Raw genomic sequence first — 25003 nt, 5'->3', positions numbered from 1 at the left:
TGGGGGTAGCGCTTAGGCTTCGGAGTATGACCTCCGCACCCGCAGCACCGCCGGCCCGCGCATACCGACGGCTCGGTGTCGAGGAACGCCGCGCCCAACTGCTGGGCGCGGCGCTCACACTCTTCGCCCACCGGGCGCCGGACGACGTGTCGATCGACGAGGTCGCGGCGGCGGCCGGGGTCTCCCGCCCCCTGGTCTACCGCTACTTCCCCGGCGGCAGGCAGCAGTTGTACGAGGCGGCCCTCGGGTCCGCCGCCGAGCAGCTGACGCTCTGCTTCGAGGAACCCGCCGCCGGTCCGCCCACCGAGCGGGTCAGCCGGGTCCTCGACCGCTACCTCGGCTTCGTCGACCAGCACGACGCCGGCTTCAGCGCCTTGCTGCGCGGGGGCAGTGTGGCCGAGACCTCGCGCACGTCCACGATCGTGGACGGTGTGCGCCGGTCGGCGGCCGAGCAGATCCTGCTCCACCTGGGCCGGGGCGAGGGCCCGGGACAGGAACCCGCCGGGCCACGCCTGCGGATGATGGTGCGCACCTGGATCGCGGCCGTGGAGGCGGCGTCCCTGATCTGGCTGGACGAGGAGAAGCAGCCGGCCGCCTCGGACCTGCGGGGCTGGCTGGTCGACCACCTGATGGCCCTGCTCGCGGCCACGGCGGCCTCGGACCAGGAGACGGAGGCGGTGGTGGCGGACCTGCTGGGCCAGGAGACCGCCGACGGCCCCGCCGGGCGGCTGGCGACACTGATCATCCCGGTGGCCGGCCGGGCCGCGCACCTGCTGCCGCCCGGCTGATCCCGCGGGGCCGGACAGGCGTCCAGGTGGCCCCCTGGGTCAGACTGGCCCGGTGAAAAGCGAGAACACGCCCTTCCGCGGCGGTCCCCTGGACGGCCGGGTGCTGCCCGTCCTGCTCGGGCCGACCGGCCATCCGCCCAAGTGGTACGAGGTCCCGGTGCCGGACGCCGACGGCGGGCCCGCCACCGTGTACGCCTACCGGCGCGCTCCGGCGGGCTATTCGAAGCGGCTCGGGCTGCAGCGCGGCTGGGTGTACGAGTACGCCCCCAAGGGCCGTGAGCGCTTCGCTCCCAAGTGGCCCTGGACCAGGCCCCGCAGCGGGTCCTGAGCGGTATCGCGGCCCCCGCCCGTAAGATCTGCGCTCAGGTGCCGAGGGCACGGTCACAAGGGGGGTGCGCCATGGAGGCGCTGCGTCAGGACGATCCACGCCACTTCGGCCCGTACACCACGCTGGCGCGCCTCCGCGAGAGCGCGAGCGCCGTGCACTTCCTGACCCGGGGCGAGGACCGCGACGATCTCGCCGTGGTGACGGCGGCCCGGCCCGCCCTCGCCTCCGTGCCCGCCTTCCGGCGCCGCTTCCGGTCCGAGGCACGTACCGCCGAGCGGCTGGCCGGCGGCTGGGTGCAGCCGCCGCTCACCACGCCGGACGACGACAACCTGTGGACGGCCACGGCCTACGTGCCCGCGGTGACGCTCGCCGAGGCGATCGGCCTCGCGGGCCCGCTGCCCGAGCGTGCCGTACGGATACTGGGCGCGGGTCTGGCCGAGACCCTCTCCCGGGTCCACGCCACCGGGGCCGTGCTCCAGGGGCTCGCGCCGGAGACGGTGCTGCTGGCCGAGGACGGCCCCCGGCTGACCGCGTTCGGGCCGCTGGGGGCCGCCGCCTCCGCCGAGGCCCGGGAGGGCGGGCAGCTGTCCGTACGGCTGGGCTATCTCACCCCCGAGCAGGTCGAGGGCAGGGAAGTGGGCCCGGCGTCCGACCTGTTCGTCCTGGGCCTGCTGCTGGCGTACGCCGCGACGGGGACGACCCCGCTCGCCGAGGGTCCCGTGGAGGAGGCCGCGGAGCGGATCGCGCACGGGTCCGCCGAACTCGGCGCCGTACCCGCCGACCTGCGCGCGCTGATCGCACGCTGCCTGGCGAAGGACCCGGACGACCGGCCCGCTGCCGGGTCGGCCGCCGCCGAACTGGCGCTGGAGGGCGCGGCGGGCCTCGCCAAGGGCGGCTGGCTTCCCGCGCCGCTGTCGGCGGCCGTGACGGACCGGGCGGCACGGGTGCGGGCGTTGGAGGCGCCGGTCCGTGAGGAGACGGCCGGGGCCTCCGTGCGGGACGGCGGCGAACCCACCGACGCCGTGCCCACGGACAGCGGTGACCTCGGCGAGGACAGCCGGACCACCCGTTTCCTGGGGACCGGGGCGCGCGAGCCGCGCTCCGACCGGGCGACGACCCAGCTCGCCGTCCCTCAGGAGGTGGCCGCGCCCGTCCCTCCGCACTCCCCGCCGCCCGCACCCGCCCAGCCGTACCCGTACGCCTACCCGGCAGCCGCACCGCAGGGCGCGCCCGCCGTGTCCGCACCGTTCCCCCAGGCCCTGCCCGCCGCTCTGCCCGCCGCCGCGCCCACACCGCGCCCCGCGGCCGCCCCGGCCACCAGCCGGCGCGCGCTGCTCACCACCGTCGCCGCCGGTGCGGCCGGGCTGGTCCTGGGCGGGGCGGCCGTGTCCGTCCTCGGGTCCGACGAGCCCGCCTCGGCGGCCGACGACAAGCCGGCCGCCGAGCCCCGCCCCACGGTCCCGGGCCGGGCGCCGGATCCCCGGTGGATGTACGCCCACCCGGCGGCCGCGCCGGCGCCGCTCACCGCGGGCATCTGGCGGGACGAGCTGCTGGTGCTGACGGAGACGGCCGGGGCGACCGCCGTGGACCTGCGGACCGGGCGGAAGATCTGGGAGCGCGCCGACGCCGCGGGGGCCCAGGCCGTCCTGGCGGCCGGGGACAACCTCTGCTTCCTGGCGAGCCCCACCGAGTTCCTCTGGCTGTCGCCGAAGGACGGGCGGATCGCGCACCGGGTGCGCTTCGTGGACCAGTTCACCGGCGTACCGAACATGAAGGTGGCCCCGCTCACCGGGCTGTCCGGCTCGGTCCTCTGGTTCACCGGCTCCCACACCGTCACCGAGAAGGCGCCCAAGCCGAAGAAGGGCAAGAAGCCCGGCAAGGACAAGCAGGTCGTCAAGGCGTACTTCTTCGCGTACGACATCGTGCGGCGCGAGGAGCTCTGGCGCGTCGCCGTCCCCGCCGGGCGGGCGCCCGGCACCCCGGCCTACCGGCTGACGGCCGTCAGGGACGCCGACATCGTCGTACGCCAGGAACCGGGCACGCTCACCGCCGCCGACGCGGCGGCGGCCAAGGGCAAGGCGTCGTTCCGCTGCTTCGACCGCACCACGGGGAAGCAGCTGTGGACCCGTCGGTTCGGCGGCGTCGCGCCCGGCGGCGCGGCGGCCGGCGACGGGGAGGGGCGGCTGTACGGCGCGGTGGGCGACGATCTCCTGGCCTTCGATACGGGTACGGGGAAGCCGGTCTGGACGCTGAACGGCACCGGGTCGTCCGTCTTCGGCACGCCCGTCCCGGCCGGGACGCTGCTCCACACCACCAATCGCAACCAGGAGGTCGGCGCGGTGGAGCGGGCGACCGGAAAGCAGGTCTGGCGGCGGTCCACCGAGGTTCCGCTCGGTGGCGACGCCCCCGCGCTCACGCTGAGCGGTGGCGGGAAGACCCTGCTCGCCGCGGACGCCTCCCAGGTGACCGCGTTCGCCGCGGCGGACGGGCGCCGGCTGTGGAAGTTCCAGGACATCGGGGCCCAGGACCCGAAGGGCGCCACGGTCAGCGCGCCCTACAGGGTGCTGGCCACCGGGAAGACGGCTGTCGTGCAGCGCGAGCGGGCTTTCTACGCGTTCCCCGCGGAGTGACTTCCAGGCGTCCACCGTTCGGGGTGTCCCCCGGGCGGCACGCCGGGCGGTGCTTGCGTCACCCGGGACCGAGTGACCGGATGGACGAGATCCGAGCACTTGTGGGGTAGTCCGATTAATCGGCCTCGCCCCTGTCACCGGAGGTGATGTCGTGTCACGCAGGTTCGCGCGCACCCTCTGCACCGCGGTCCTGGCCGCGGTCTTCGCCGCCTCACCCGCCGTCGCCGAGCCGTCGGGACCGGAGCCGGCACCCGCCCCGGCCGCCGGGGCGCCGGGGAGCGTCGCCGGACTCCTGAAGCAGTTGCAGACGGCCTACCGGAAGGCCGAGGAGGCCGGTGAGTTCTACAACGGCACCGAGGAGGAGCTGAAGAAGCGGACCGCCGAGGCCAGGAAGCTCCGCACCGAGCTGGCAGCCGCCCGGAGGGCGCTGAACGCCGGGCGCCGGGACGCCGGCCGCCTGGCGCGCGACCAGTACCAGGGGAGCACCGACTTCTCCGTGTACATGAGGCTGCTGCTGGCCGACGACCCGGCCCGCGCCCTGGAGCAGAGCCATGTCATCGAGCGCGCCCAGGCCGGCCGGTCGGCCGTGGTCGCCCGGCTCACCGGCGCGGAGAAGCACGCCGAGGTCCTGGCGGCCAGGTCCCGGGCGGCCCAGGAGCGGCAGCGGGTGCTGGCCGAGCGCCAGAAGAGGCAGCGCGACACCGTGCGGTCCCGGCTGAAGGGCATCGAGGCGATGCTGGCCTCGCTCTCGGCGGAGCAGCTAGCCGCCGTGGCGAAGCTGGAGGAGAAGAACATCGGAGCCGCCCAGGACGCGCTGACCGCGTCGGGAGCGCTCAGCTCCGTCCGCCCGCCGTCCGAGGAGGGCGGGGAGGCGGTCCGCTACGCCGTCGAGCAGATCGGCAAGCCCTACGTGTGGGGCGCGGAGGGGCCGGAGTCGTACGACTGCTCCGGGCTCACCTCCCAGGCCTGGTCCACGGCGGGCCGGGCCATTCCGCGCACGTCGCAGGAACAGTGGCGGCAGCTCCCGAAGGTGGCGGTCGGCTCGCTGCGCCCCGGGGACCTGGTGGTCTACTTCCCGGAGGCGACGCACGTCGCGCTCTACATCGGCGACGGCCTCGTGGTGCAGGCTCCCAGGCCGGGCGCCACGGTGAAGGTCTCACCGCTGGCGTCGAACCCGCTGCTGGGGGCCGTACGCCCCGACCCGGGCGGCGAGCCGCTCAGCACGTACACGCCCCCCGACCTGCCCGAGGGTGCCACCTCGGGAGCGGACACGGGGTACGACGCCCAAGGCGCCCCGGACTCCCCGGACACCCCGGAAGCCTGAGAACCGGGCCTTCACGCCCTCGTGACGGACGTGAGGGCTCGGTTTCCCGCGCGGGCGTCAGCCCTGCGCACCCGTGAGCGAGCCCAGGTACGCGTTCGTCTTCTCCGGCTCGAAGAAGAAGTTGTCGAAGTCCGCCGGGTCGTTGAACCCGTTGGCGAACCGGTCGGCGGCCGGCTGGAGCTGACCGGACGCGCCGATCAGGTTCAGCACGTGCTCCGGCGGCGGCGCGAGCATCGCGTTCGTCCACTTCACGACGTGCTGGGTGTTCTCCCAGTGCCGCTCGAACGTGGCCTCCATCCACTCCTCGTCGAACGGCCGGTCGCCGTGCTCCAGGATCGAGTGCAGGTAGGAGTGCGCGCACTTGGAGGCGGTGTTGGAGCCCTGGCCGGTGATCGGGTCGTTGGCGACGACCACGTCCCCCACGCCGAGGACGAGGCCGCCGCCGGGCAGCCTGCCGACGGGCTTGCGCACGGTCGGGGCGTAACGGCCCGCCAGCGTGGCGTTGGCGTCGGTCAGCTCGACCTTGGTGGCGCGTGCGTACTCCCACGGGGTGAACCGCTCCATGAGCTCCAGCGTCTTGGCCAGGTGCTCCGAGGGGTCCTTGATGCCCTGGAAGGCGTCGAGGGGGCCTCCGGGGATGCCCTCCCAGAACAGGATGTCCGCGCGGCCCGACGTCGTCAGGGTCGGCATGATGAAGAGCTCGCCGACGCCCGGGACCAGGTTGCACCGCACCGCGTCGAACTCCGGGTGCTCCGGGCGCGGGCCCAGACCGTGCACGTAGGCGACGGCCAGTGCGCGCTGCGGGGCGTCGTACGGCGAACGGGAGGCGTCCCGGCCGAACATGGAGACGAGCTCGCCCTTGCCGGCCGAGACCATCACCAGGTCGTAGGTGCGGGAGAAGTAGTCCAGGTCGGAGACCGCGGCACCGTGGATGACGAGCTGGCCGCCGCGCTGGGCGAACGTCTCCATCCAGCCGGCCATCTTCACGCGCTGGTCGACGGACTGGGCGAATCCGTCCAGCTTGCCGACCCAGTCGATGACCCGCGAGGAGTCGGGCCCGGCGACCGAGACGCCGACGCCCTCGATCTTCGGAGCCTGTGACTCCCAGAAGTTGAGCTGGAGATCGCGCTCGTGCTGGAGAGCCGTGTGGAACATGCACTGCGTCGACATGACCCGGCCCGACCGGATCTCGTCGGCGGTGCGGTTGGACATCAGGGTGACTTCGTACCCGTTGGACTGCAGTCCGAGGGCGAGCTGGAGACCGGACTGGCCGGCTCCCACTATGAGTATCTTCCGCATCGCGGTTCTCCGTTACGTCTACTGGGCGCGTCTGTCGTTACTCGGGGGCGACATCGAGTGCGTGGCCCACCAGGGCGAGCAGCGACTCGACGACGGTGATCCTCTTACGCGCATCCATGATCACAACAGGCACGTGCGGGGCTATGGTCAGGGCCTCCCTGACGTCCTCCTCCTCGTAACCGGTCGTTCCCTCGAAGTGGTTGACGGCCACGATGTAGGGAAGGCCGCAGCTCTCGAAGTAGTCGAGCGCGGCGAAACAGTCGGCGAGGCGGCGTGTGTCGGCCAGGACGACGGCGCCGATCGCGCCGCGCACCAGGTCGTCCCACATGAACCAGAAGCGCTGCTGGCCGGGTGTCCCGAAGACGTACAGGACGAGGTCGTCGTCCAGCGTGAGGCGGCCGAAGTCCATCGCGACGGTCGTGGTGACCTTCTCGGGCGTGGCCGAGAGGTCGTCGGTCTCCTCGCTGGCCTGCGTCATCAGCGCTTCGGTCTGCAGCGGGGTTATCTCGGAGACCGAGCCGACGAAGGTCGTCTTGCCCACGCCGAAACCGCCGGCGACCACGATCTTGGTCGCGATCGGCGCGCGGGTGTGGTCGAGCTGCCAGGTCTGCACCGGCTCGTCGGGCCGCTCCTGCGGCCCTCGCTGACGCGGAGTGAAGAGCGGCGCCTCAGAGACGGCGGAGTCCATTGAGCACCCTTTCGAGCAGCGCGCGGTCGGGCTGGCCGGTGCCGTGACCGGTTCCGTAGACGCGGATCTTTCCCTGGTCGGCCAAGTCGCTGAGCAGCACACGGACCACGCCGAGCGGCATCTTCAGCAGGGCGGAGATCTCCGCGACCGTACGCATACGGCGGCAGAGTTCGACGATGGCGCGGAGCTCGGGCATGACGCGCGAGGCGAGGTTGCCGTTGGTGAGCTCGCGGCGCTCCTCGGGGGCGTCCAGCGCCGCGACGAACGTCTCGACGAGCAGGACGTGGCCGAAGCGGGTGCGGCCTCCGGTGAGGGAGTACGGACGGACCCGTGCGGCCTTGCGGTCGGCGCCGCGGACCGGGAGTTTTCGTACGGGTTCAGCAGCTGACGTCACTGGGTGCTCTCCATCGATTTGCGCAGCTCACTGCGGAGTTCGGGGGTGAGTACGTGTCCGGCGCGGCCGACGAAGAGCGCCATGTGGTAGGCGATGACGCTCATGTCGCAGTCGGGGGTGGCGTGCACACCGAGCAGGGAACCGTCACTGATCGACATGACGAAGACACTGCCCTCGTCCATGGCGACCATCGTCTGCTTGACGCCACCGCCGTCCATCAGCTTGGCGGCGCCGATCGTGAGGGACCCGATGCCGGAGACGATGGTGGCGAGGTCGGCGCTGGAGCCCCTGGGCCCCGTCTGCCGTGCTCCGGTCTCGGCCGTCGCGAGCCCGGGGTCCGAGGAGAGCAGCATCAGTCCGTCGGACGAGACGACGGTGACCGAGTGGACCCCTGGCACCTCCTCCACGAGATTGCTCAGCAACCAGTGAAGGTTCCGGGCCTCGGCGCTCAGCCCGAATGTGCTGGGTGCAGTCAACTGCGTGCCTCCTCGACTGTGTCCCCCGTCTCATCGCTTCGACCGTCGTTACGGTCGTGGTCGGTCTGTGGGCCGGTGTCGGCGATCTCCGCCTCGACATCGCGGCGGCCGTCCTTCGCGCCCTGGTGGAACCCGCCGAGCCGGCGGCGCAGGGCCTCCTTGTCCAGGGTGCCCTTGCGCTCGGTGACCGGGGCCGTCGGCGGTGCCGCGATCTTCGGGGTGCGCTTGGGCAGCCCCTTGTCCGTGAGGCGTTCGGGCAGCGGCGCCGGGTCGGGCACCTCCTCGCCCAGTCCGGTCAGCGGCTGCCGGGGGCCGGGAAGGGCGTCGGCGGCGGGCTGGGCGGCCGGGGCGGCGGGTGCGGGGGCAGGAGCGGAGCTCGTGTCGGCGGCGCGCTCGTGACGGTCGGGGCCGATGGCGTACGGGCTCGGCGCGTCCTGCTGCGCGGGCAGCCGGACCTGCATCGTGGTCTCGGACTCGGACTCCTCGCGGGCGCCGGGTCCGGCCGCGGGAGCGGCCTCCGGCACGGGCGCGGACACCGGCTCCGCCACGGGCTCGGCCGCTGCGGGTGCGGTCGGCTCCGGTGCGGATGACTCCGGTGCGGACGGCTCCGGAGCGGTCGGCTCCGGTGCCGCGGGCTGCGGGGCCGCCGTCTGCAGGGTCCGCTCGGCTGCCGCGATCAGCGGGTCGCCGGCAGGCGGCTGGGGCGCACGGGGCGGCAGGGCGTTGGAGTTGGCCTCGGCGACCGATCCCGGGAGGTTCAGTGTGGGCGCGTCCCCGGGGAGCGGCACGGGCGGCGGGGAAGCCGCGGGGGGCGCCTTGGGCAGCAGCGCCTGCGGAAGGACGACGACCGCGGTCACCCCGCTCCCCTTCTGTTCGCGCAGCTGCACCCGCACGCCGTGGCGGGCCGCCAGCAGCGAGGTCACCTGAAGACCGAGCCCGGCCCCGTCCGCGGCCTGTTCGCCCGCTTCGAAGGACGCCGGGTCGGCCAGCCTGGCATTGAGTTCGCTCATCCGGACCGCCGACATGCCGATGCCCTCGTCCTGCACGGAGAGCATCACCTCCCCGGTCTCCAGCAGCCAGCCGGAGAGCTCGACATGGGAGTCCGGCGGGGAGAAGGAGGTCGCGTTCTCCAGGAGTTCGGCGACGAGGTGGCTCAGGTCGTCGGCGGCGAAGCCCGCGATCTGGGCGTGCGGCGGCAGGGACTGGATGGTGACCCGCTCGTACCGCTCGATCTCGCTGACCGCGGCGCGCAGTACGTCGACGAGCGGGATCGGGCCCGCGTGCCCCTGGTTGTGGTCGGTTCCCGCGAGGACCAGCATGTTCTCGCTGTGGCGCCGCATGACGGTGGCCATGTGGTCCAGCTTGAAGAGGGTCGCGAGGCGTTCCGGGTCCTGCTCGCGCTCCTCCAGGCCCTCGATGACGCCGAGCTGGCGCTCGACGAGCCCGAGCGTGCGCAGCGACAGGTTGACGAAGGTGTGGTGGACGGTGTTCCGCAGCCGTTCGAGCTGCCCGCCGAGCTCCGCGACCTTGACCTGGAGTTCGGCCCGCTGGAGCGTGAGGGCCTCGCGGCCGGCGATGAGTTCGCCACGCTCGGTCTCCAGGCCCTCCAGCCGGCCGGTGACGTCGTGGTGCAGTCCGTGCAGCTTGCCGTGGAGGGCGTTGATGGACCGTACGACCTGGGCGAACTCGTCGTTGCGCCCGGTGTAGCGGACCGGTTCGGCGGTCTCGGGCTCGGCGGCGATACGTCCCGCCCCGATCCGCAGGACGGCGAGCGGCTGGGTGAGGGTGCGGGCGACGGCGGTGGAGACACCGATGGCGATCAGGAGGCAGCCGCCGAGCAGGGCGAGGCGGAGTTCCAGCGCCGTGACGTCGTCGTCGCGCAGCCCTTCCAGGCGCTTGACCTGCGCGGTGCCGAGTGCGGACTCGACTCCGCGCATGCGGTCGATCCGGGCGGAGAGCGCCGCCCCGACCTTCTTGGGGTCGGCTTCCCGGTCGGAGTCGGACAGCTCGGGCCGGTCGGTGAACCGGGTGAGGTACTTCTCCGCGCTGGTGACCTCAGGTCCGGTCACCGTGGAGGCGAGCCGGTCCCGGGCCGAGGGCCCGGCCGCCTGGTCGAATTCGGCGAGGGAGGCGAGCTCGCGCACCCGTGCCTGCTGGGCGGCGGCGCTCAGCTCGTCGCGGTTGCGGTCGTCCTCGCTGTCGCCCTCGGCCTGGGTCTGCACGGGCAGACCGGTGAAGGGGTCGATCTGCTGCTGCGGCTCGGTGCCGGGCACGGCGAGCGCGGCCAGGAGCAGTCCCCTGGTGGCGGAGGCCTGGTCCACGGCGCCGCCGAGGGCGAGCGGGGCCCGGGTGGCGTCGGCGGCACGCGGCGGGGTCTTCTCGGCGAGCTCGTCGGCGAGACCGTGGAGTTTGGCGATGACCTCGGAGTACGCCTGGTACGCCTCCATCGCCGAGCCCTTGCCGGTGAGGGCGGTCCTGCGGAGCGAGGGGACGACGGCGAGGTCCCGGCGCAGCGACGCCGGGGCGGCCTCCCGGATCTCGTCCACCTGCTGGTCGACGCGGGCCGCGGTGCTCGTGGCGCCGGAGGTGCCGCCCTCGTCCTCACGGCCGCCCGCGATGTGGGCGGTGACCTCGTCGCGTTCGTCCGCGAGGGAGTGCGCGAGGGTGATCGCCTGCTGGTTCAGCTCGGCGAGTGTGACCAGCCGCTGGGACTCGTTGAGATCGGAGGATGCGCCGAGGGCCGCGGGGGCGCCCGCCGCGATGACGGTGATCCCTACGACGGCGACGCCGGCGACGAGCCGGCTGCGTACCCGCACGGTCCGCTTGGAGGCACCCGCTGCCGGAGGCATCTCCCCGGACCCCTCGCGCGCGCTGTCCTTGCTCCGAGGCCGCTTCTTCTGCACCGGTGCTCGCAATCTTGACTCGTCCGCCCTTGAAGCAGAGGTGACGCACGGTCACGTGAATGGGCGCCCCGCCCTGGTGTGCGCCGTACGGCTTCCGACCATTCCAGCGCTTTTGGGAGGGAGCCGTGCATCAACCGCTCCGCCACTCGAACGAGTGAACATCACTCCGGAGTTGGCGAACAAGTCTCCCCACAGTCACCGCAGGCCATGCATGCGCCGCCGGGTGGAACTTCGGGCCAGGCTTTGGCAGTATGCCCGCCCGCATATGCACGGAGCCCTGGATTCCGTGAATGGGTGCCACCTGACCTGCCGGTACGGGCCAACCGCGGGGTTACGGAGGGTCCGTGAAGACATCGTGCAGACTGGCGGGATGCGCATCGAACTCGCCACCGAGCCCGGCAGCCCCGAACGCCCCAACGAGGACTGGGCGTCGGCCGCCGTGCCTGCGGCAGGCCAGGGCGGCGCGCTCGTTCTGCTCGACGGCGTGACGCCACCTGCGGGCAGCGACGGCTGCGTGCACTCGGTTCCGTGGTTCACCGCGCGACTCGGAGGGGCGCTGGCCGAACTGTCCGCTTCGCGGCGGGATCTGACGCTCTCCGAGATCCTCTCGCTGTCCATCCGGCGCACCGCCGACACACACCGTTCCCTGTGTGACCTTTCTCACCCGCGCACGCCTCAGGCGACGGTGGTCCTGGCGCGTTGGGACGACGAGCGGGTCGAGCACCTGGTGCTCTCCGACTCGGCGCTGCTCGTGGAGGCGCCCGACGGTACGGTCCGGCCTCTGCTCGACGACAGGATCGACCGGCTGCCGCCGGGCTCGCTCGTCTCCGAGGAGGTCGCGGACGCACGCGCACGGAACAAGGAGGGCGGTTTCTTCACGGCTGCCGCGGACCCCTCGGTGTCGTCACGCGCGGTGACGGGTGAGACCCCGCGGGCCGAGGTCCGGGCGCTGGCGGCGCTGACCGACGGGGCGAGCCGCTGGACGGAGAAGTTCCGGGAGGGCGACTGGACGGCGGCTCTGGGGATGCTCCGCAAGGCGGGGCCGCAGGGGCTGATCGACCGGGTCAGGGAGCTGGAGCGGGCCGACACCGGCCGGGTGCGTCTGCGCCGCGGCAAGACGCATGACGACGCGACAGCGGTTCTGGTGGAGCTGTGACGGCCGCCGCCGGGCGCCCCGCGGCCCGGCGGCTCAGTCCTCGGCACGCTCGTTGAAGTGGTGCAGCAGCCGTGCCAGCTCCGCGACCTCGGACCTGTCCCAGTCGGCGAGCTTGAGGGCGTAACGGCCCCGGCGCGCGTCACGGACGCTGCGGAAGCGCGCGAGCCCCTCCTCGGTGAGGTGGACGAGCGAGGCGCGGCCGTCCGCCGGGTCGGTCTCCCGCGCGACCAGCCCGAGGCCCTCCAGGGCGCGCAACTGACGGCTCACGGTCGCCTTGCCCACGCCGAAGTAGGCGGCGAGATCGGTGGCGCGCTGCCGCCCCGCGGACTCCAGGCGTACGAGAAGTCCGTAGGCGGCGGCTTCCAGATCCGGATGGACCTCGCGGGCCATCTCCCCCGAGTTGGCCCGCGCCCGGCGCAGGAAGACAGCCAGCTCACGCTCCAGGGCGAGGAATTCATGGTCCACACCACTCCCGGCCGTCGCGCCGGGTTCACCGCCGCTTCCGTTCCCGTGCACGTCAGCACCCCTCATACGCTTTCCCGCCGATGAAAGTTTTTTTCACCTCCGGCCATCGCCGCAGTTGGGCCAGTATTTCGCAGGCGTAGACCTCCGGCAGCGGCCAGGCCCCCTTCCGGAGCGCGGGTCTACGTGCGTAGCTTCGTGGGTGCCACGGGTGGCATGTCCACACCATGGTGCACGCACCGCAGGGGCGTCCCGCACCCGCTCCCGCGCCATGAGCTCCCCCACCGAGCCCTCGGAGGCACGCAATGCCCGTGCTCAGATCCGGATCCGCAGCTTCAGCCCGCCGCCCCCGCCTCTTCGCGGCCGGCACACTCCTCGCCGCCCTCGCCCTCCTGGTCACACTGCCCGGCGCGGCGTCCGCGGCCGACACCGCGACCGTCCCCGAACGGGGTACGGCCAGGATGGGCCAGGGCGTCATGGCCCACGACGGCCAGGGGCGCGGCACCCCCACGGGGACGCAAGCCGTCCAGACCGAAGGTGTGGACGTCAGCAGCCACCAGGGCAACGTCGCCTGGTCGACCCTGTGGAACAGCGGCGTGAAGTGGGCCTACGTCAAGGCCACCGAGGGGACGTACTACAAGAACACGTACTTCACGCAGCAGTACACCGGCTCCTACAACGTCGGCATGATCCGGGGCACTTACCACTTCGCCACTCCGGACACGACCAGCGGCGCGGCCCAGGCGAACTACTTCGTGGACAACGGCGGCGGCTGGTCCAAGGACGGCAGGACCCTGCCCGGTGTGCTGGACATCGAGTGGAATCCGTACGGCGCGCAGTGCTACGGCAAGACCCAGGCCGGCATGGTCGCCTGGATCCGCGACTTCGTGAACACCTACCAGGCGCGGACCGGACGGGACGCGGTGATCTACACCGCCACCAGCTGGTGGAAGGACTGCACGGGCAACAACGCGGGCTTCGGTGCCACCAACCCGCTCTGGGTGGCCCGCTACAACACCACGGTCGGCGAACTCCCGGCCGGATGGGGCTACTACACGATGTGGCAGTACACGTCGTCGGGCCCGACGGTCGGCGACCACAACCACTTCAACGGCGCGCTCGACCGCGTGGTGGCACTCGCGAACGGCTGAGCCGGCACGACGCGGCACCCGGGCCCCGGTGACGAAGCTCCAGGTCACCGGGGCTCAGCGCTGCCCCTCACCCCACTATGCATCATGCGTATACACGCTATGTATAGTCCTGGCGTGCCGTACCACCGGCGTGCGGCCGAGCCTTGGGGAAGTGAAGCGCTGTGTCTGTTGTGCCCGGAAAGATGACTCCGTGGGGTACGGGGTTGGCCGCCGCTCTTGTGACGGTGCTCACACTGACGCTCAGTGGCTGCTCGATGGAGACGACGGCTCCCGGGTCGGCGCGCGCCGGCGCCGCCTCCGACGCCAAGGGCTACTTCGGGCAGGCGGACTGCCGCAAGGCCAAGTGCATCGCCCTGACGTTCGACGCCGGGCCCGGGGAGGACACCCCGCGTCTCCTGGACATCCTCAAGGAGAAGAAGGTGCCGGCCACGTTCTTCCTGCTGGGCAGGAACCACGTGCTCGAACACCCCGACACCGTGCGGCGCATCCAGGCCGAGGGCCACGAGGTCGCCAACCACACCTGGTCGCACGAGATCCTGGCCGGCAAGAAGCCCGACGAGATACGCGCCGAACTGGAGAAGACCCAGGACGCGATAGCGGAGATCACGGGCAGGAAGCCGCGGCTGATGCGCCCACCGCAGGGCCGTACCGACGACACGGTCTCCGAGATCAGCGAGGAGCTGGGGCTCTCCCAGATCCTCTGGAGCACGACGGCCAAGGACTACTCGACGAACGACTCCGCGCTGATCAGGAAGCGGACCCTCGACCAGGCGGGCAGGGACGGGATCATCCTGCTGCACGACATCTACAAGGGCACGGTGCCCGCGGTGCCGGGCATCATCGACGCCCTGCACAAGGACGGCTACACCTTCGTGACGGTCCCCCAGCTGATGGCCCCCGCGGAGCCCGTACCCGGCACGGTCTACCGCCCCTGAACCTCCGGGCACGCTGAACGGCCCGCCTTCCGGGGGGAAGGCGGGCCGTCCGTACCGGCCGTCGGCGTGATGCCACGCCCGTCACAGCATGACGCCTACGCGGCGGCCGGGATCCTCTCCCGCACCCCGGCCGAGGCCGGGGCGAGCGCGATCTCCAGCACCTGGCGGACGTCGGTGACCGGGTGGACGTCCAGCTTCTCCAGCACCTCGGCCGGGACGTCGTCCAGGTCGGCCTCGTTGCGCTGGGGGATCACCACGGTGGTGATGCCCGCGCGGTGGGCGGCCAGCAGCTTCTGCTTGAGGCCGCCGATCGGCAGCACCCGGCCGGTCAGCGACACCTCACCGGTCATCGCCACATCCGTGCGGACGAGCCGCCCGGAGAGCAGCGAGGCCAGCGCCGTCGTCAGGGTGATACCCGCGCTCGGGCCGTCCTTGGGGACCGCGCCCGCCGGGAAGTGGATGTGCACACCCCGGTCCTTGAGGTCGGCGACCGGCAGCTCCAGCTCCGCGCCGTGCGACCGCAGGAAGCTGAGGGCGATCTGCGCGGACTCCTTCATCACGTCGCCGAGCTGACCGGTCAGGGTCAGTCCGGACGCCCCGGTCTCCGGGTCGGCCAGCGACGCCTCGACGAAGAGCACATCGCCGCCCGCTCCGGTCACCGCGAGCCCGGTGGCCACACCCGGCACCGCCGTGCGGCGCCCGGCGGGGTCCTGGGCGGACTCGGGCACGTGGTGCGGCCGGCCGATCAGACCCCGCAGGTCCTCCTCGGCCACCGTGAACGGGAGCTCCCGCTCGCCCAGTTCGTGCTGGGCCGCGACCTTGCGGAGCAGCCGCGCGACGGCCCGCTCCAGATTGCGCACCCCGGCCTCCCGGGTGTACTCGCCGGCCAGCTTGCGCAGCGCGGACTCGTCGAGCCCGACCTCGTCCTCCTCCAGGCCGGCCCGCTCCAGCTGGCGCGGGAGCAGGTGGTCCCGTGCGATGACGACCTTCTCGTCCTCGGTGTAGCCGTCCAGCGTGACCAGCTCCATGCGGTCGAGCAGGGCCTCCGGGATGGCTTCGAGGACGTTGGCCGTGGCCAGGAACACGACGTCGCTGAGGTCGAGTTCGACCTCCAGGTAGTGGTCGCGGAAGGTGTGGTTCTGCGCCGGGTCGAGCACTTCGAGCAGGGCGGCCGCCGGGTCGCCCCGGAAGTCCGACCCGACCTTGTCGATCTCGTCGAGCAGGACGACCGGGTTCATCGAGCCGGCCTCCTTGATCGCCCGGACGATGCGTCCGGGAAGCGCTCCGACGTACGTACGCCGGTGGCCCCGGATCTCGGCCTCGTCGCGGACACCGCCGAGCGCGACCCGGACGAACTTGCGGCCCATGGCGTGAGCGACGCTCTCGCCGAGCGACGTCTTCCCGACGCCGGGCGGGCCGACCAGAGCCAGCACGGCACCGCCGCGCCGGCCGCCGACCACACCCAGTCCGCGTCCGGCACGCCGCTTGCGTACCGCGAGGTACTCGGTGATGCGTTCCTTCACGTCCTGGAGTCCGGCGTGCTCGGCGTCCAGGATCTCCTGGGCGCCCTTGATGTCGTAGGCGTCCTCGGTCCGCTCGGTCCAGGGGAGTTCGAGGACGGTGTCCAGCCAGGTCCGGATCCAGGAGCCTTCGGGGCTCTGGTCGGAGGCGCGCTCCAGCTTCTCGACCTCCTTGAGCGCGGCCTCGCGGACGTGCTCGGGCAGGTCGGCGGCCTCGACACGGGCCCGGTAGTCGTCGGACTCGTCCTCCGGGTCGCCGTTGAGCTCGGAGAGCTCCTTGCGTACGGCGTCGAGCTGGCGCCGCAGCAGGAATTCGCGCTGTTGCTTGTCGACGCCCTCCTGGACGTCCTTCGCGATGGACTCCGCGACATCCTGCTCGGCGAGGTGCTCGCCGAGCCACTGGATGGCCAGCTTCAGACGGTCGACCGCGTCCACGGTCTCCAGCAGCTGGACCTTCTGAGCGGTGGTCAGGAAGGGCGAGTACCCGGAGTTGTCGGCGAGCGCGGAGATGTCCTCGATCTGCTGGATCCGGTCCACGACCTGCCAGGCTCCGCGCTTCTTCAGCCAGCTGGTGGCGAGCGCCTTGTACTCCTTGGCGAGCTCGGCGGCGGAGCCGGGCAGGGGATCGGGCACGGATACGTCGATCCTGGTGCCCTCCACCCACAGCGCGCTCCCGGGGCCACTGGTCCCGGCGCCGATCCGCACACGGTCACGCGCCCTGATGAGGGCGCCCGGGTCACCGTCCGAGAGCCGGCCGACCTGCTCGACCGTGCCCAGGACGCCGGTCCCGGTGTAATTCCCGTCGATGCGCGGCACGAGCAGCACCTCGGGCTTGCCGCCTCCGGGCCGCGCGACCGCCTGCGCGGCCTCCACCGCGGCACGCACCTCCGCGTCCGACAGGTCGAGCGGCACCACCATTCCGGGCAGCACGGCCTCGTCGTCGAGCGGCAGCACGGGCAGGTCGATCGGCGTGAACGCCTTCGACGCATTCGACTCAGCAGTCATGATCTCCCCTTCGGCAGGCAAGTTGAGCTATGTGGGCTCAATGCTTGTGAGCCTGCGAATGTTCCCAGGGCCGTGTTCGCTCTCAGCGATCACCCTCACCCTTCCGCTCCCACCTGCGAGGATCCGGGCATGCACGGAGAGGACAAGGGGCTCGCGACGGACGGGACGATCCGTCGCGAGGGGTCCGTCACCCAGGTGACCGCACCGTTCGTCCCGGTGGTCGAGGCGGTCCGCGTACGCGTCCCCGAGGCCTTCGGCCCCTCCCGGCTGCACAGCGCCTACCTCTACGGCAGCATCCCGAGGGGCACGGCCATTCCCGGCGTGTCCGACCTGGACCTGCAGGTGGTGCTGCACGACGGACCCACCGACGCGGACCGGGCGGCGGCCGAGGAGACCGCCGCCGCCCTGGACGCCGGCTTCTCCGTGATCGACGGGGTCGGCCTGCTCCTCTCCCCCGTCCACGCCGTGCTCAGCGAAGCGGAGCGCCATGACTTCGGCTTCTTCGTCGCCTGCCTCTGCACCCCGCTGCTGGGCGAGGACCTGGCCGCGCGCCTGCCGCACTACCGGCCGACCTCGCTGCTCGCCCGTGAGACCAACGGCGACCTGGCGCTCATGCTCCCCCGGTGGCGCGCCCAAGCCGCCGGAGCGGCATCCGACGAGGCGCGCCTCAGACTGAGCCGACGCGTCGCCCGGCGTCTCGTCAGGTCCGCGTTCACGCTGGTCATGCCGGTCTGGGGTGGCTGGACGAGCGACCTGCGGCGGTCCGCCGCACTCTTCGCGCGCTTCCGCCCGGACGCGCCGGAACGCGCCTCGCAGGTCCACGCGGCCGCCCTCACGGCACGCACCCCCTCGCCCGATCCGGCCGTGTTGGCGATGCTCATCGAGGACCTGGGCCCCTGGCTGGCCGCCGAGTACACGGCGGCCCACGGGACGAAGGCACCGCGCCACGCAGGGTGAGGCCGGGTGAATCCGCTGGTCCAGGGGGCCCGCGACGAGGAAGGATGGGCGCCCGGAGAACCACCCGCCGCCGACCGGAGACCGGAGACCGCACCATGCACGCCCCAGACACCCACCGCCCCGTCGTCCTCGACCGGCGCGAAGGGCCGTTCGGCGAAGTCGTCCTGCGCGAGCACGGCGACGACTTCGAGATCATCGCCAACGGATGCTTCCTGATGGACACCTCCGACGGGCGTTCCGAGCGGCTGCTGATCGACGCGGCGCTCGCCGCGCTGCCCGCCGGCCGGCAGGACCCCTCGGTGCTGATCGGCGGTCTCGGGGTCGGCTTCTCACTGGTGCGGGCCTCCGCCGAGCCGCGCTGGGGCCGGATCGCGGTCGTCGAGCGGGAGCAGGCCATCGTGGACTGGCACCTCGACGGACCGCTCGGCCGGATCTCCGGGGCGGCGCTCTCCGATCCGCGCACCGAGATCCTCCGTACGGACCTCGTGACCCATCTCCGTACGGCCACGGAGCGTTACGACGCACTGTGCCTGGACATCGACAACGGCCCCGACTGGACCGTCACCCAGGACAACGAAAACCTCTATTCAGCCGCCGGTCTCGCGGCGTGCCGCGCACGTCTGACGCCCGGTGGAGTCCTCGCCGTCTGGTCCGCGCAGCCCTCCGCCGAGTTCGGTGAAGCTCTGCGGAATGCCGGATTCCACGCGGTAAGGACCGAAGAAGTAGCCGTTGCCCGAGGTGTGCCGGACGTGGTCCATCTCGCACTCAGGGACGACTGAACCCCCACCCGGTATCCACGGCCCCGCCCCATCACGGATCGGGCGGCCCAAGTCCGCCGATCCGTCTCCTTTCCCGTGGGTAACACCTTCACGACGGACAACACCCTGCGTAGCCGAGAGGCGCCTTGTGCCTTTACGCTGCTGACCGGCACAAGGGATCACCGACGAAATCCACAAGCGATAACCGTGCCTCCGGGGGAATGGCCTCCGCGAGAACGGGCAGGGGCGGGGCGATGGAACAGACACAGGCCACCCACAACGGCGTCGCGGCCACCCCCGGGGCTCAGCGCCGGGTGCTGGTGGTAGAGGACGACGCGACAATCGTCGACGCCATTTCCGCCCGGCTGCGGGCCGAGGGCTTCCTGGTGCAGACCGCACTGGACGGGCCGGCGGCCGTGGACGCGGCCGAGGCGTGGCAGCCCGACCTGATGGTGCTCGACATCATGCTTCCCGGCTTCGACGGCCTGGAGGTCTGCCGTCGTGTGCAGGCTCAGCGTCCCGTGCCGGTGCTGATGCTCACCGCACGCGACGACGAGACCGACATGCTGGTCGGGCTCGGGGTCGGCGCCGACGACTACATGACCAAGCCGTTCTCGATGCGGGAGCTGGCGGCGCGGGTCCACGTCCTGCTGCGCCGGGTCGAGCGGGCCGCGCTGGCCGCGGTGACGCCGCGCAGCGGCATCCTGCGCCTCGGCGAGCTGGAGATCGACCACGCGCAGCGCCGCGTCAGGGTGCGCGCCGACGACGTCCACCTCACCCCGACGGAGTTCGACCTGCTGGTCTGCCTGGCCAACACACCGCGCGCGGTGCTGTCCCGGGAGCAGCTGCTGGCCGAGGTCTGGGACTGGGCGGACGCCTCCGGGACCCGTACGGTCGACAGCCACATCAAGGCTCTGCGCCGGAAGATCGGCGCCGAGCGGATCCGTACCGTGCACGGCGTCGGCTACGCCCTGGAGACACCGGCGCCATGACGCCGCCCGGCTCGGGACTGCGGCCCTTCTCGATCAAGGCCAAGCTGGGCACGCTCGTGGTGATCTCCGTGTTCATCACGACCGGACTGCTGATCGTCGCCCTGCGGACCAGGACCGAATTCCGGTTCATCACGGTCTTCTCGGTGATCGCCACTCTGCTGATCACCCAGTTCGTGGCGCACGGCCTGACCGCGCCGCTGGACGAGATGCGCGCCGTCGCCCGGTCGATCTCGCACGGCGACTACACGAGACGGGTGAGCGGCGCCGGGCGGCGTGACGAGCTCGGCGACCTGGCGCAGACGATCAACCGCATGGCGGACGATCTGGAGGCGGAGGACCGGCACCGCAAGGAGCTGGTGGCGAATGTCTCCCATGAGCTGCGCACACCGATCGCGGCGCTCAGAGCCGTCCTGGAGAACGTGGTGGACGGGGTGTCCGCGGCCGATCCCGAGACGATGCGTACGGCGCTGAAACAGACCGAACGCCTGGGCAGACTGGTCGAGACCCTGCTGGACCTCTCCAGGCTGGACAACGGCGTGGTGGCGCTCAAGGCGCGCCGCTTCGAGGTCTGGCCGTACCTGTCGGGCGTACTGAAGGAAGCCAATCTCGCCGCCTCGCAGCGCCGGCTCTCCTCCGGCTCGGGCAACCACTCCCGTACGGACGTCCATCTGCACCTCGACGTGTCGCCGCCCGAGCTGACGGCGTACGCGGACGCGGAACGCCTGCACCAGGTGGTCGCCAACCTCATCGACAACGCCGTCAAGCACAGCCCGCCGCACGGCCGGGTCACCGTGCTGGCACGGCGCGGGGAGTATCCCGAGTCGCTGGAGCTGGAGGTCGTCGACGAGGGCCCCGGCATCCCGGAGGCGGAGCGCCACCGGGTCTTCGAGCGCTTCAACCGGGGCCAGGCGCCCTCCCCGCACGGGCCGGGATCCGACGGCGGTACGGGGCTCGGGCTCGCGATCGCCCGCTGGGCTGTGGATATGCACGGCGGCAGCATCGGCGTGGCCGAATCCGCCCGTGGCTGCCGAATCCAGGTCACCCTTCCGGGCACCGCCCAGGCTCACGGTTGACCCTGTGTTCGAAGCGGAGGGCCCCGTTCTCCCTGCCGTCCGGGAAAGAGATACGGTCCAGGGGGCCTGAGCGCAGGCCTCGCGTACCCGAAGGGCAGCGGAACCCTGCTTGTTTCCCGCCATTTCATGCGCCGAAACCCGCCTTCAGATGTGATGTGCACGACGAAGACCGGCCCGGCCTGCACGTAACGGCTCGGGGGGCGTAGCCTTGATTTCCGCTGTCCATCACCTTGTGAAGCGGAAGAGGGCGGTTGCCGCCGTGTCGTCTCAGTCCCCCAGTAACTCGAGCATCTCGACCGATCAAGAAGCAGGCTCCGGGTCCAACCCGGCAGCCGCTTTCGGCCCCAATGAGTGGCTCGTCGACGAGATCTACCAGCAGTACCTCCAGGACCCGAATTCGGTCGACCGCGCCTGGTGGGACTTCTTCGCCGACTACAAGCCGGGTACGACCGGCACGGCGGACAAGCCTGTCCCCGCACCTGCGGGAGCGGTGACCCCGGCCCCGGCCACGAACACCGTGAACAACACCGCTCCGGCACAGGCCGCGCCGCCGGCTCCGGCCGCGAACCCCGCGGCGCCGGCCGAGCCCGCGGCCGCCGCTCCGGCTGCCCCGGCGAAGGCACCGGCCGCTCCCGCCGCTCCCGCGAAGGCGGCGCCCGCGAAGGCGGCCCCGGCACCCGCGAAGACGGATGCCCCGGCCGAGGCCCCCGCCGGCCCGGAGTACGTGACGCTGCGCGGCCCGTCGGCCGCCGTCGCGAAGAACATGAACGCCTCCCTGGAGCTGCCGACGGCCACGTCGGTCCGCGCCGTGCCGGTGAAGCTGCTCTTCGACAACCGCATCGTCATCAACAACCACCTGAAGCGCGCCCGCGGCGGGAAGATCTCCTTCACGCACCTCATCGGGTACGCGATGGTGCAGGCCCTCAAGGCCATGCCGTCGATGAACTACTCCTTCGCGGTGAAGGACGGCAAGCCGACCCTGGTCAAGCCCGAGCACGTCAACCTCGGCCTGGCCATCGACCTGGTGAAGCCGAACGGCGACCGCCAGCTGGTCGTCGCGGCCATCAAGAAGGCCGAGACGCTCAACTTCTTCGAGTTCTGGCAGGCCTACGAGGACATCGTCCGCAGGGCCCGCGTCGGCAAGCTCGGCATGGACGACTTCTCCGGGGTCACCGCCTCGCTGACGAACCCCGGCGGCATCGGCACCGTCCACTCGGTGCCCCGCCTGATGCCCGGACAGGGCCTCATCATGGGCGTCGGCGCGATGGACTACCCGGCGGAGTTCCAGGGCACCTCGCAGGACACCCTGAACAAGCTGGGCATCTCGAAGGTCATGACCCTGACCTCGACGTACGACCACCGGGTCATCCAGGGCGCCGCCTCCGGCGAGTTCCTCCGTGTCCTGGCCCAGCTGCTCCTCGGCGAGAACGACTTCTACGACGAGATCTTCAAGGCGCTGCGCATCCCCTACGAGCCGGTCCGCTGGCTCAAGGACATCGACGCCTCGCACGACGACGACGTCACCAAGGCCGCGCGGGTCTTCGAGCTGATCCACTCCTACCGGGTCCGCGGTCACGTCATGGCCGACACCGACCCGCTGGAGTACCGCCAGCGCAAGCACCCCGACCTGGACATCACCGAGCACGGCCTCACCCTGTGGGACCTGGAGCGCGACTTCGCGGTCGGCGGTTTCGCCGGCAAGACGATGATGAAGCTCCGCGACATCCTCGGCGTCCTGCGTGAGTCGTACTGCCGCACCACCGGCATCGAGTTCATGCACATCCAGGAGCCGAAGGAGCGCAAGTGGCTCCAGGACCGGGTCGAGCGTCCGCGCCCGGCTCCGGAGCGCGAGGAGCAGCTGCGGATCCTGCGCCGCCTCAACGCCGCCGAGGCGTTCGAGACGTTCCTGCAGACCAAGTACGTCGGCCAGAAGCGGTTCTCGCTGGAGGGCGGCGAGTCCGTCATCCCGCTGCTCGACGCGGTCATCGACTCCGCGGCCGAGGCCCGCCTCGACGAGGTCGTCATCGGCATGGCCCACCGCGGCCGGCTGAACGTCCTGGCGAACATCGTCGGCAAGTCGTACGCGCAGATCTTCCGCGAGTTCGAGGGCAATCTCGACCCCCGGTCGATGCACGGCTCCGGCGACGTCAAGTACCACCTGGGCGCCGAGGGCACCTTCACCGGTCTGGACGGCGAGCAGATCAAGGTCTCGCTGGCCGCCAACCCCTCGCACCTGGAGGCCGTCGACCCGGTCCTCGAGGGCATCGCCCGCGCCAAGCAGGACATCATCAACAAGGGCGGCACGGACTTCACGGTCCTGCCCGTCGCGCTCCACGGCGACGCGGCCTTCGCGGGCCAGGGCGTCGTCGCCGAGACGCTCAACATGTCGCAGCTGCGCGGTTACCGCACCGGCGGCACCGTGCACGTGGTGATCAACAACCAGGTCGGCTTCACCGCCGCCCCGGAGTCCTCGCGCTCCTCGATGTACGCCACGGACGTGGCGCGCATGATCGAGGCGCCGATCATCCACGTCAACGGCGACGACCCGGAGGCCGTGGTGCGTGTCGCGCGCCTCGCCTTCGAGTACCGGCAGACGTTCAACAAGGACGTCGTCATCGACCTCATCTGCTACCGCCGCCGCGGTCACAACGAGGGCGACAACCCGGAGTTCACCAACCCGCAGATGTACACCCTGATCGACAAGAAGCGCTCGGTGCGCAAGCTCTACACCGAGTCCCTCATCGGTCGCGGCGACATCACGCTGGAAGAGGCCGAGCAGGCTCTCCAGGACTTCCAGGGCCAGCTGGAGAAGGTGTTCGCGGAGGTCCGCGAGGCCACCTCGGCGCCGTCCCAGCCGCACGTCCCGGACGCGCAGGCGGAGTTCCCGGTCTCCGTGAACACCGCGGTGTCCTCCGAGGTCGTCAAGCTGGTCGCCGAGTCGCAGGTGAACATCCCCGACGGGATCACCGTGCACCCGCGCCTCCTGCCGCAGATGCAGCGCCGCGCCGCCTCCGTGGAGAACGGCACGATCGACTGGGGCATGGGCGAGACCCTGGCCATCGGCTCGCTGCTCATGGAGGGCACCCCGGTCCGGCTCGCCGGCCAGGACACCCGCCGTGGCACGTTCGGCCAGCGCCACGCCGTGCTCGTCGACCAGAAGACCGGCGAGGACTACACCCCGCTGCTGTACCTCTCCGACGACCAGGCCCGTTACAACGTCTACGACTCGCTGCTCAGCGAGTACGCGGCGATGGGCTTCGAGTACGGCTACTCGCTGGCCCGCCCGGAGTCCCTGGTGATCTGGGAGGCCCAGTTCGGCGACTTCGTCAACGGCGCCCAGACCGTCGTGGACGAGTTCATCTCCTCCGCCGAGCAGAAGTGGGGCCAGACGTCCGGCGTCACCCTGCTCCTCCCGCACGGCTACGAGGGCCAGGGCCCGGACCACTCGTCCGCGCGCCCGGAGCGTTTCCTGCAGATGTGCGCGCAGGACAACATGACGGTCGCGATGCCCACGCTCCCGTCGAACTACTTCCACCTCCTGCGGTGGCAGGTGCACAACCCGCACCACAAGCCGCTGATCGTCTTCACCCCGAAGTCGATGCTGCGTCTCAAGGCGGCGGCTTCGAAGGTGGAGGAGTTCACCACCGGCGGCTTCCGTCCGGTCATCGGTGACGAGTCGGTCAAGGCCGAAGCCGTCCGCAAGGTCGTCTTCTGCGCGGGCAAGCTCTACTACGACCTGGACGCCGAGCGCGAGAAGCGCGGTGACACGGAGACGGCGATCATCCGTCTGGAGCGCCTGTACCCGCTGCCGGGTGCGGAGATCCAGGCCGAGATCGCCAAGTACCCGAACGCCGAGAAGTACCTCTGGGCCCAGGAGGAGCCGGCGAACCAGGGTGCGTGGCCGTTCATCGCGCTCAACCTGATCGACCACCTGGACCTGGCCGTCGGTGCCGACGTCCCGCACGGTGAGCGCCTGCGCCGCATCTCGCGTCCGCACGGCTCGTCCCCGGCGGTCGGCTCGGCCAAGCGCCACCAGGCCGAGCAGGCACAGCTGGTCTCCGAGGTCTTCGAGGCCTGATCAGCGGCTGTACGCCATCGAAGGGCCCGGCCCCGCGAGCATCTCGCGGGGCCGGGCCCTCGGGCTTTCCTGCCTCGTTATTCTGG

Annotated in this window: 19 protein-coding genes; 12 read left to right on the top strand and 7 right to left on the bottom strand. The window is 71.6% G+C overall.

The features are described 5' to 3' along the window. Window positions 1-26: 26 nt before the first annotated feature. The 4 genes from ACIP63_RS12425 to ACIP63_RS12410 all read left to right on the top strand — a co-directional run bounded on the left by ACIP63_RS12425 (window position 27) and on the right by ACIP63_RS12410 (window position 5070). Window positions 27-788, top strand: coding sequence for a TetR/AcrR family transcriptional regulator (locus ACIP63_RS12425; protein WP_401514174.1), 762 nt, complete (start codon window positions 27-29; stop codon window positions 786-788). Between the two features lie 52 nt (window positions 789-840). Then, window positions 841-1116, top strand: coding sequence for a hypothetical protein (locus ACIP63_RS12420; protein ID WP_401514171.1), 276 nt, complete (start codon window positions 841-843; stop codon window positions 1114-1116). 71 nt (window positions 1117-1187) lie between these two features. Next, on the top strand, window positions 1188-3746 hold the full coding sequence (locus tag ACIP63_RS12415) for a PQQ-binding-like beta-propeller repeat protein (RefSeq protein WP_401514169.1): 2559 nt from the start codon (window positions 1188-1190) through the stop codon (window positions 3744-3746). A 151-nt stretch (window positions 3747-3897) separates the two neighbouring features. After that, window positions 3898-5070 carry an NlpC/P60 family protein gene (locus ACIP63_RS12410; RefSeq protein WP_401514167.1) on the top strand — a complete coding sequence of 391 codons (1173 nt, stop codon included), beginning with the start codon at window positions 3898-3900 and terminating at the stop codon, window positions 5068-5070. 57 nt (window positions 5071-5127) lie between these two features. Here the strand turns inward: ACIP63_RS12410 and ACIP63_RS12405 are convergent, their stop codons facing one another. Genes ACIP63_RS12405 through ACIP63_RS12385 form a run of 5 tightly spaced genes read right to left on the bottom strand, consistent with a single transcriptional unit; the run spans window position 5128 to window position 10830 of the window. After that, window positions 5128-6369, bottom strand: coding sequence for a styrene monooxygenase/indole monooxygenase family protein (locus ACIP63_RS12405; protein ID WP_401514164.1), 1242 nt, complete (start codon window positions 6367-6369; stop codon window positions 5128-5130). Window positions 6370-6406: 37 nt separating this feature from the next. Beyond that, complete coding sequence (locus ACIP63_RS12400) at window positions 6407-7057, bottom strand: GTP-binding protein (protein ID WP_401514162.1); 651 nt, start codon at window positions 7055-7057, stop codon at window positions 6407-6409. Further along, entirely contained in the window at window positions 7038-7451 is a 414-nt protein-coding gene (locus ACIP63_RS12395; protein ID WP_099174507.1) for a DUF742 domain-containing protein, read from the bottom strand. Before ACIP63_RS12395 ends, ACIP63_RS12400 begins: the two co-directional genes overlap by 20 nt. Beyond that, complete coding sequence (locus ACIP63_RS12390) at window positions 7448-7927, bottom strand: roadblock/LC7 domain-containing protein (RefSeq protein WP_401514159.1); 480 nt, start codon at window positions 7925-7927, stop codon at window positions 7448-7450. Before ACIP63_RS12390 ends, ACIP63_RS12395 begins: the two co-directional genes overlap by 4 nt. Next, the gene (locus ACIP63_RS12385) at window positions 7924-10830 is read right to left on the bottom strand and encodes a nitrate- and nitrite sensing domain-containing protein (protein ID WP_401514157.1); all 2907 of its coding nucleotides are present in this window, start codon (window positions 10828-10830) and stop codon (window positions 7924-7926) included. The genes ACIP63_RS12390 and ACIP63_RS12385 overlap by 4 nt, the downstream gene beginning before the upstream one ends. A gap of 370 nt (window positions 10831-11200) precedes the next feature. Between ACIP63_RS12385 and ACIP63_RS12380 the strand changes: the two genes are divergently transcribed. Further along, window positions 11201-11986 carry a protein phosphatase 2C domain-containing protein gene (locus tag ACIP63_RS12380; protein WP_401514155.1) on the top strand — a complete coding sequence of 262 codons (786 nt, stop codon included), beginning with the start codon at window positions 11201-11203 and terminating at the stop codon, window positions 11984-11986. A 33-nt stretch (window positions 11987-12019) separates the two neighbouring features. On the opposite strand, the gene ACIP63_RS12375 is transcribed toward ACIP63_RS12380, so the two are convergent. Then, window positions 12020-12502: a MarR family winged helix-turn-helix transcriptional regulator gene (locus ACIP63_RS12375; RefSeq protein ID WP_401514154.1), complete on the bottom strand. Its 483-nt coding sequence runs from the start codon at window positions 12500-12502 to the stop codon at window positions 12020-12022. Window positions 12503-12753: 251 nt separating this feature from the next. Between ACIP63_RS12375 and ACIP63_RS12370 the strand changes: the two genes are divergently transcribed. Both ACIP63_RS12370 and ACIP63_RS12365 read left to right on the top strand, forming a co-directional pair. After that, window positions 12754-13599, top strand: coding sequence for a lysozyme (locus tag ACIP63_RS12370; RefSeq protein ID WP_401514152.1), 846 nt, complete (start codon window positions 12754-12756; stop codon window positions 13597-13599). 182 nt (window positions 13600-13781) lie between these two features. Next, complete coding sequence (locus ACIP63_RS12365; RefSeq protein WP_401515101.1) at window positions 13782-14534, top strand: polysaccharide deacetylase family protein; 753 nt, start codon at window positions 13782-13784, stop codon at window positions 14532-14534. A 95-nt stretch (window positions 14535-14629) separates the two neighbouring features. Here ACIP63_RS12365 and lon read toward each other — a convergent pair whose 3' ends face one another. After that, window positions 14630-17059, bottom strand: coding sequence for an endopeptidase La (gene lon / locus ACIP63_RS12360; protein ID WP_401514150.1), 2430 nt, complete (start codon window positions 17057-17059; stop codon window positions 14630-14632). Window positions 17060-17188: 129 nt separating this feature from the next. Here lon and ACIP63_RS12355 point away from each other — a divergent pair, with 129 nt between their 5' ends. From ACIP63_RS12355 to ACIP63_RS12335, 5 genes are all read left to right on the top strand, one after another. Next, the gene (locus ACIP63_RS12355; protein ID WP_401514149.1) at window positions 17189-18016 is read left to right on the top strand and encodes a nucleotidyltransferase; all 828 of its coding nucleotides are present in this window, start codon (window positions 17189-17191) and stop codon (window positions 18014-18016) included. A 95-nt stretch (window positions 18017-18111) separates the two neighbouring features. Next, window positions 18112-18795 carry a spermidine synthase gene (locus tag ACIP63_RS12350; RefSeq protein ID WP_401514146.1) on the top strand — a complete coding sequence of 228 codons (684 nt, stop codon included), beginning with the start codon at window positions 18112-18114 and terminating at the stop codon, window positions 18793-18795. 233 nt (window positions 18796-19028) lie between these two features. After that, window positions 19029-19766 (top strand): response regulator transcription factor, encoded by a 738-nt coding sequence (locus ACIP63_RS12345; protein ID WP_401514144.1) that lies wholly within the window; start codon window positions 19029-19031, stop codon window positions 19764-19766. Then, window positions 19763-20839 (top strand): ATP-binding protein, encoded by a 1077-nt coding sequence (locus tag ACIP63_RS12340; protein ID WP_401514141.1) that lies wholly within the window; start codon window positions 19763-19765, stop codon window positions 20837-20839. The genes ACIP63_RS12345 and ACIP63_RS12340 overlap by 4 nt, the downstream gene beginning before the upstream one ends. 259 nt (window positions 20840-21098) lie before the next feature. Further along, window positions 21099-24917, top strand: a complete 3819-nt coding sequence (locus ACIP63_RS12335) for a multifunctional oxoglutarate decarboxylase/oxoglutarate dehydrogenase thiamine pyrophosphate-binding subunit/dihydrolipoyllysine-residue succinyltransferase subunit (RefSeq protein ID WP_401514139.1) — start codon at window positions 21099-21101, stop codon at window positions 24915-24917. Window positions 24918-25003 lie beyond the last annotated feature (86 nt).

The sequence above is a fragment of the Streptomyces sp. NPDC088746 genome (assembly GCF_044751065.1).
Classification (GTDB): Bacteria; Actinomycetota; Actinomycetes; order Streptomycetales; family Streptomycetaceae; genus Streptomyces.
This window is presented reverse-complemented; position numbering and strand designations above follow the sequence as displayed.

Excerpts from the sequence above, each read along its gene's own strand:
- ACIP63_RS12425 (WP_401514174.1), top strand. The coding sequence starts at position 27 with ATGACCTCCGCACCCGCAGCACCGCCGGCCCGCGCATACCGACGGCTC.
- ACIP63_RS12415 (WP_401514169.1), top strand. The coding sequence starts at position 1,188 with ATGGAGGCGCTGCGTCAGGACGATCCACGCCACTTCGGCCCGTACACC.
- ACIP63_RS12405 (WP_401514164.1), bottom strand. The coding sequence starts at position 6,369 with ATGCGGAAGATACTCATAGTGGGAGCCGGCCAGTCCGGTCTCCAGCTC.
- ACIP63_RS12400 (WP_401514162.1), bottom strand. The coding sequence starts at position 7,057 with ATGGACTCCGCCGTCTCTGAGGCGCCGCTCTTCACTCCGCGTCAGCGA.
- ACIP63_RS12380 (WP_401514155.1), top strand. The coding sequence starts at position 11,201 with ATGCGCATCGAACTCGCCACCGAGCCCGGCAGCCCCGAACGCCCCAAC.
- ACIP63_RS12370 (WP_401514152.1), top strand. The coding sequence starts at position 12,754 with ATGCCCGTGCTCAGATCCGGATCCGCAGCTTCAGCCCGCCGCCCCCGC.
- ACIP63_RS12365 (WP_401515101.1), top strand. The coding sequence starts at position 13,782 with ATGACTCCGTGGGGTACGGGGTTGGCCGCCGCTCTTGTGACGGTGCTC.
- lon (WP_401514150.1), bottom strand. The coding sequence starts at position 17,059 with ATGACTGCTGAGTCGAATGCGTCGAAGGCGTTCACGCCGATCGACCTG.
- ACIP63_RS12355 (WP_401514149.1), top strand. The coding sequence starts at position 17,189 with ATGCACGGAGAGGACAAGGGGCTCGCGACGGACGGGACGATCCGTCGC.
- ACIP63_RS12350 (WP_401514146.1), top strand. The coding sequence starts at position 18,112 with ATGCACGCCCCAGACACCCACCGCCCCGTCGTCCTCGACCGGCGCGAA.
- ACIP63_RS12345 (WP_401514144.1), top strand. The coding sequence starts at position 19,029 with ATGGAACAGACACAGGCCACCCACAACGGCGTCGCGGCCACCCCCGGG.
- ACIP63_RS12340 (WP_401514141.1), top strand. The coding sequence starts at position 19,763 with ATGACGCCGCCCGGCTCGGGACTGCGGCCCTTCTCGATCAAGGCCAAG.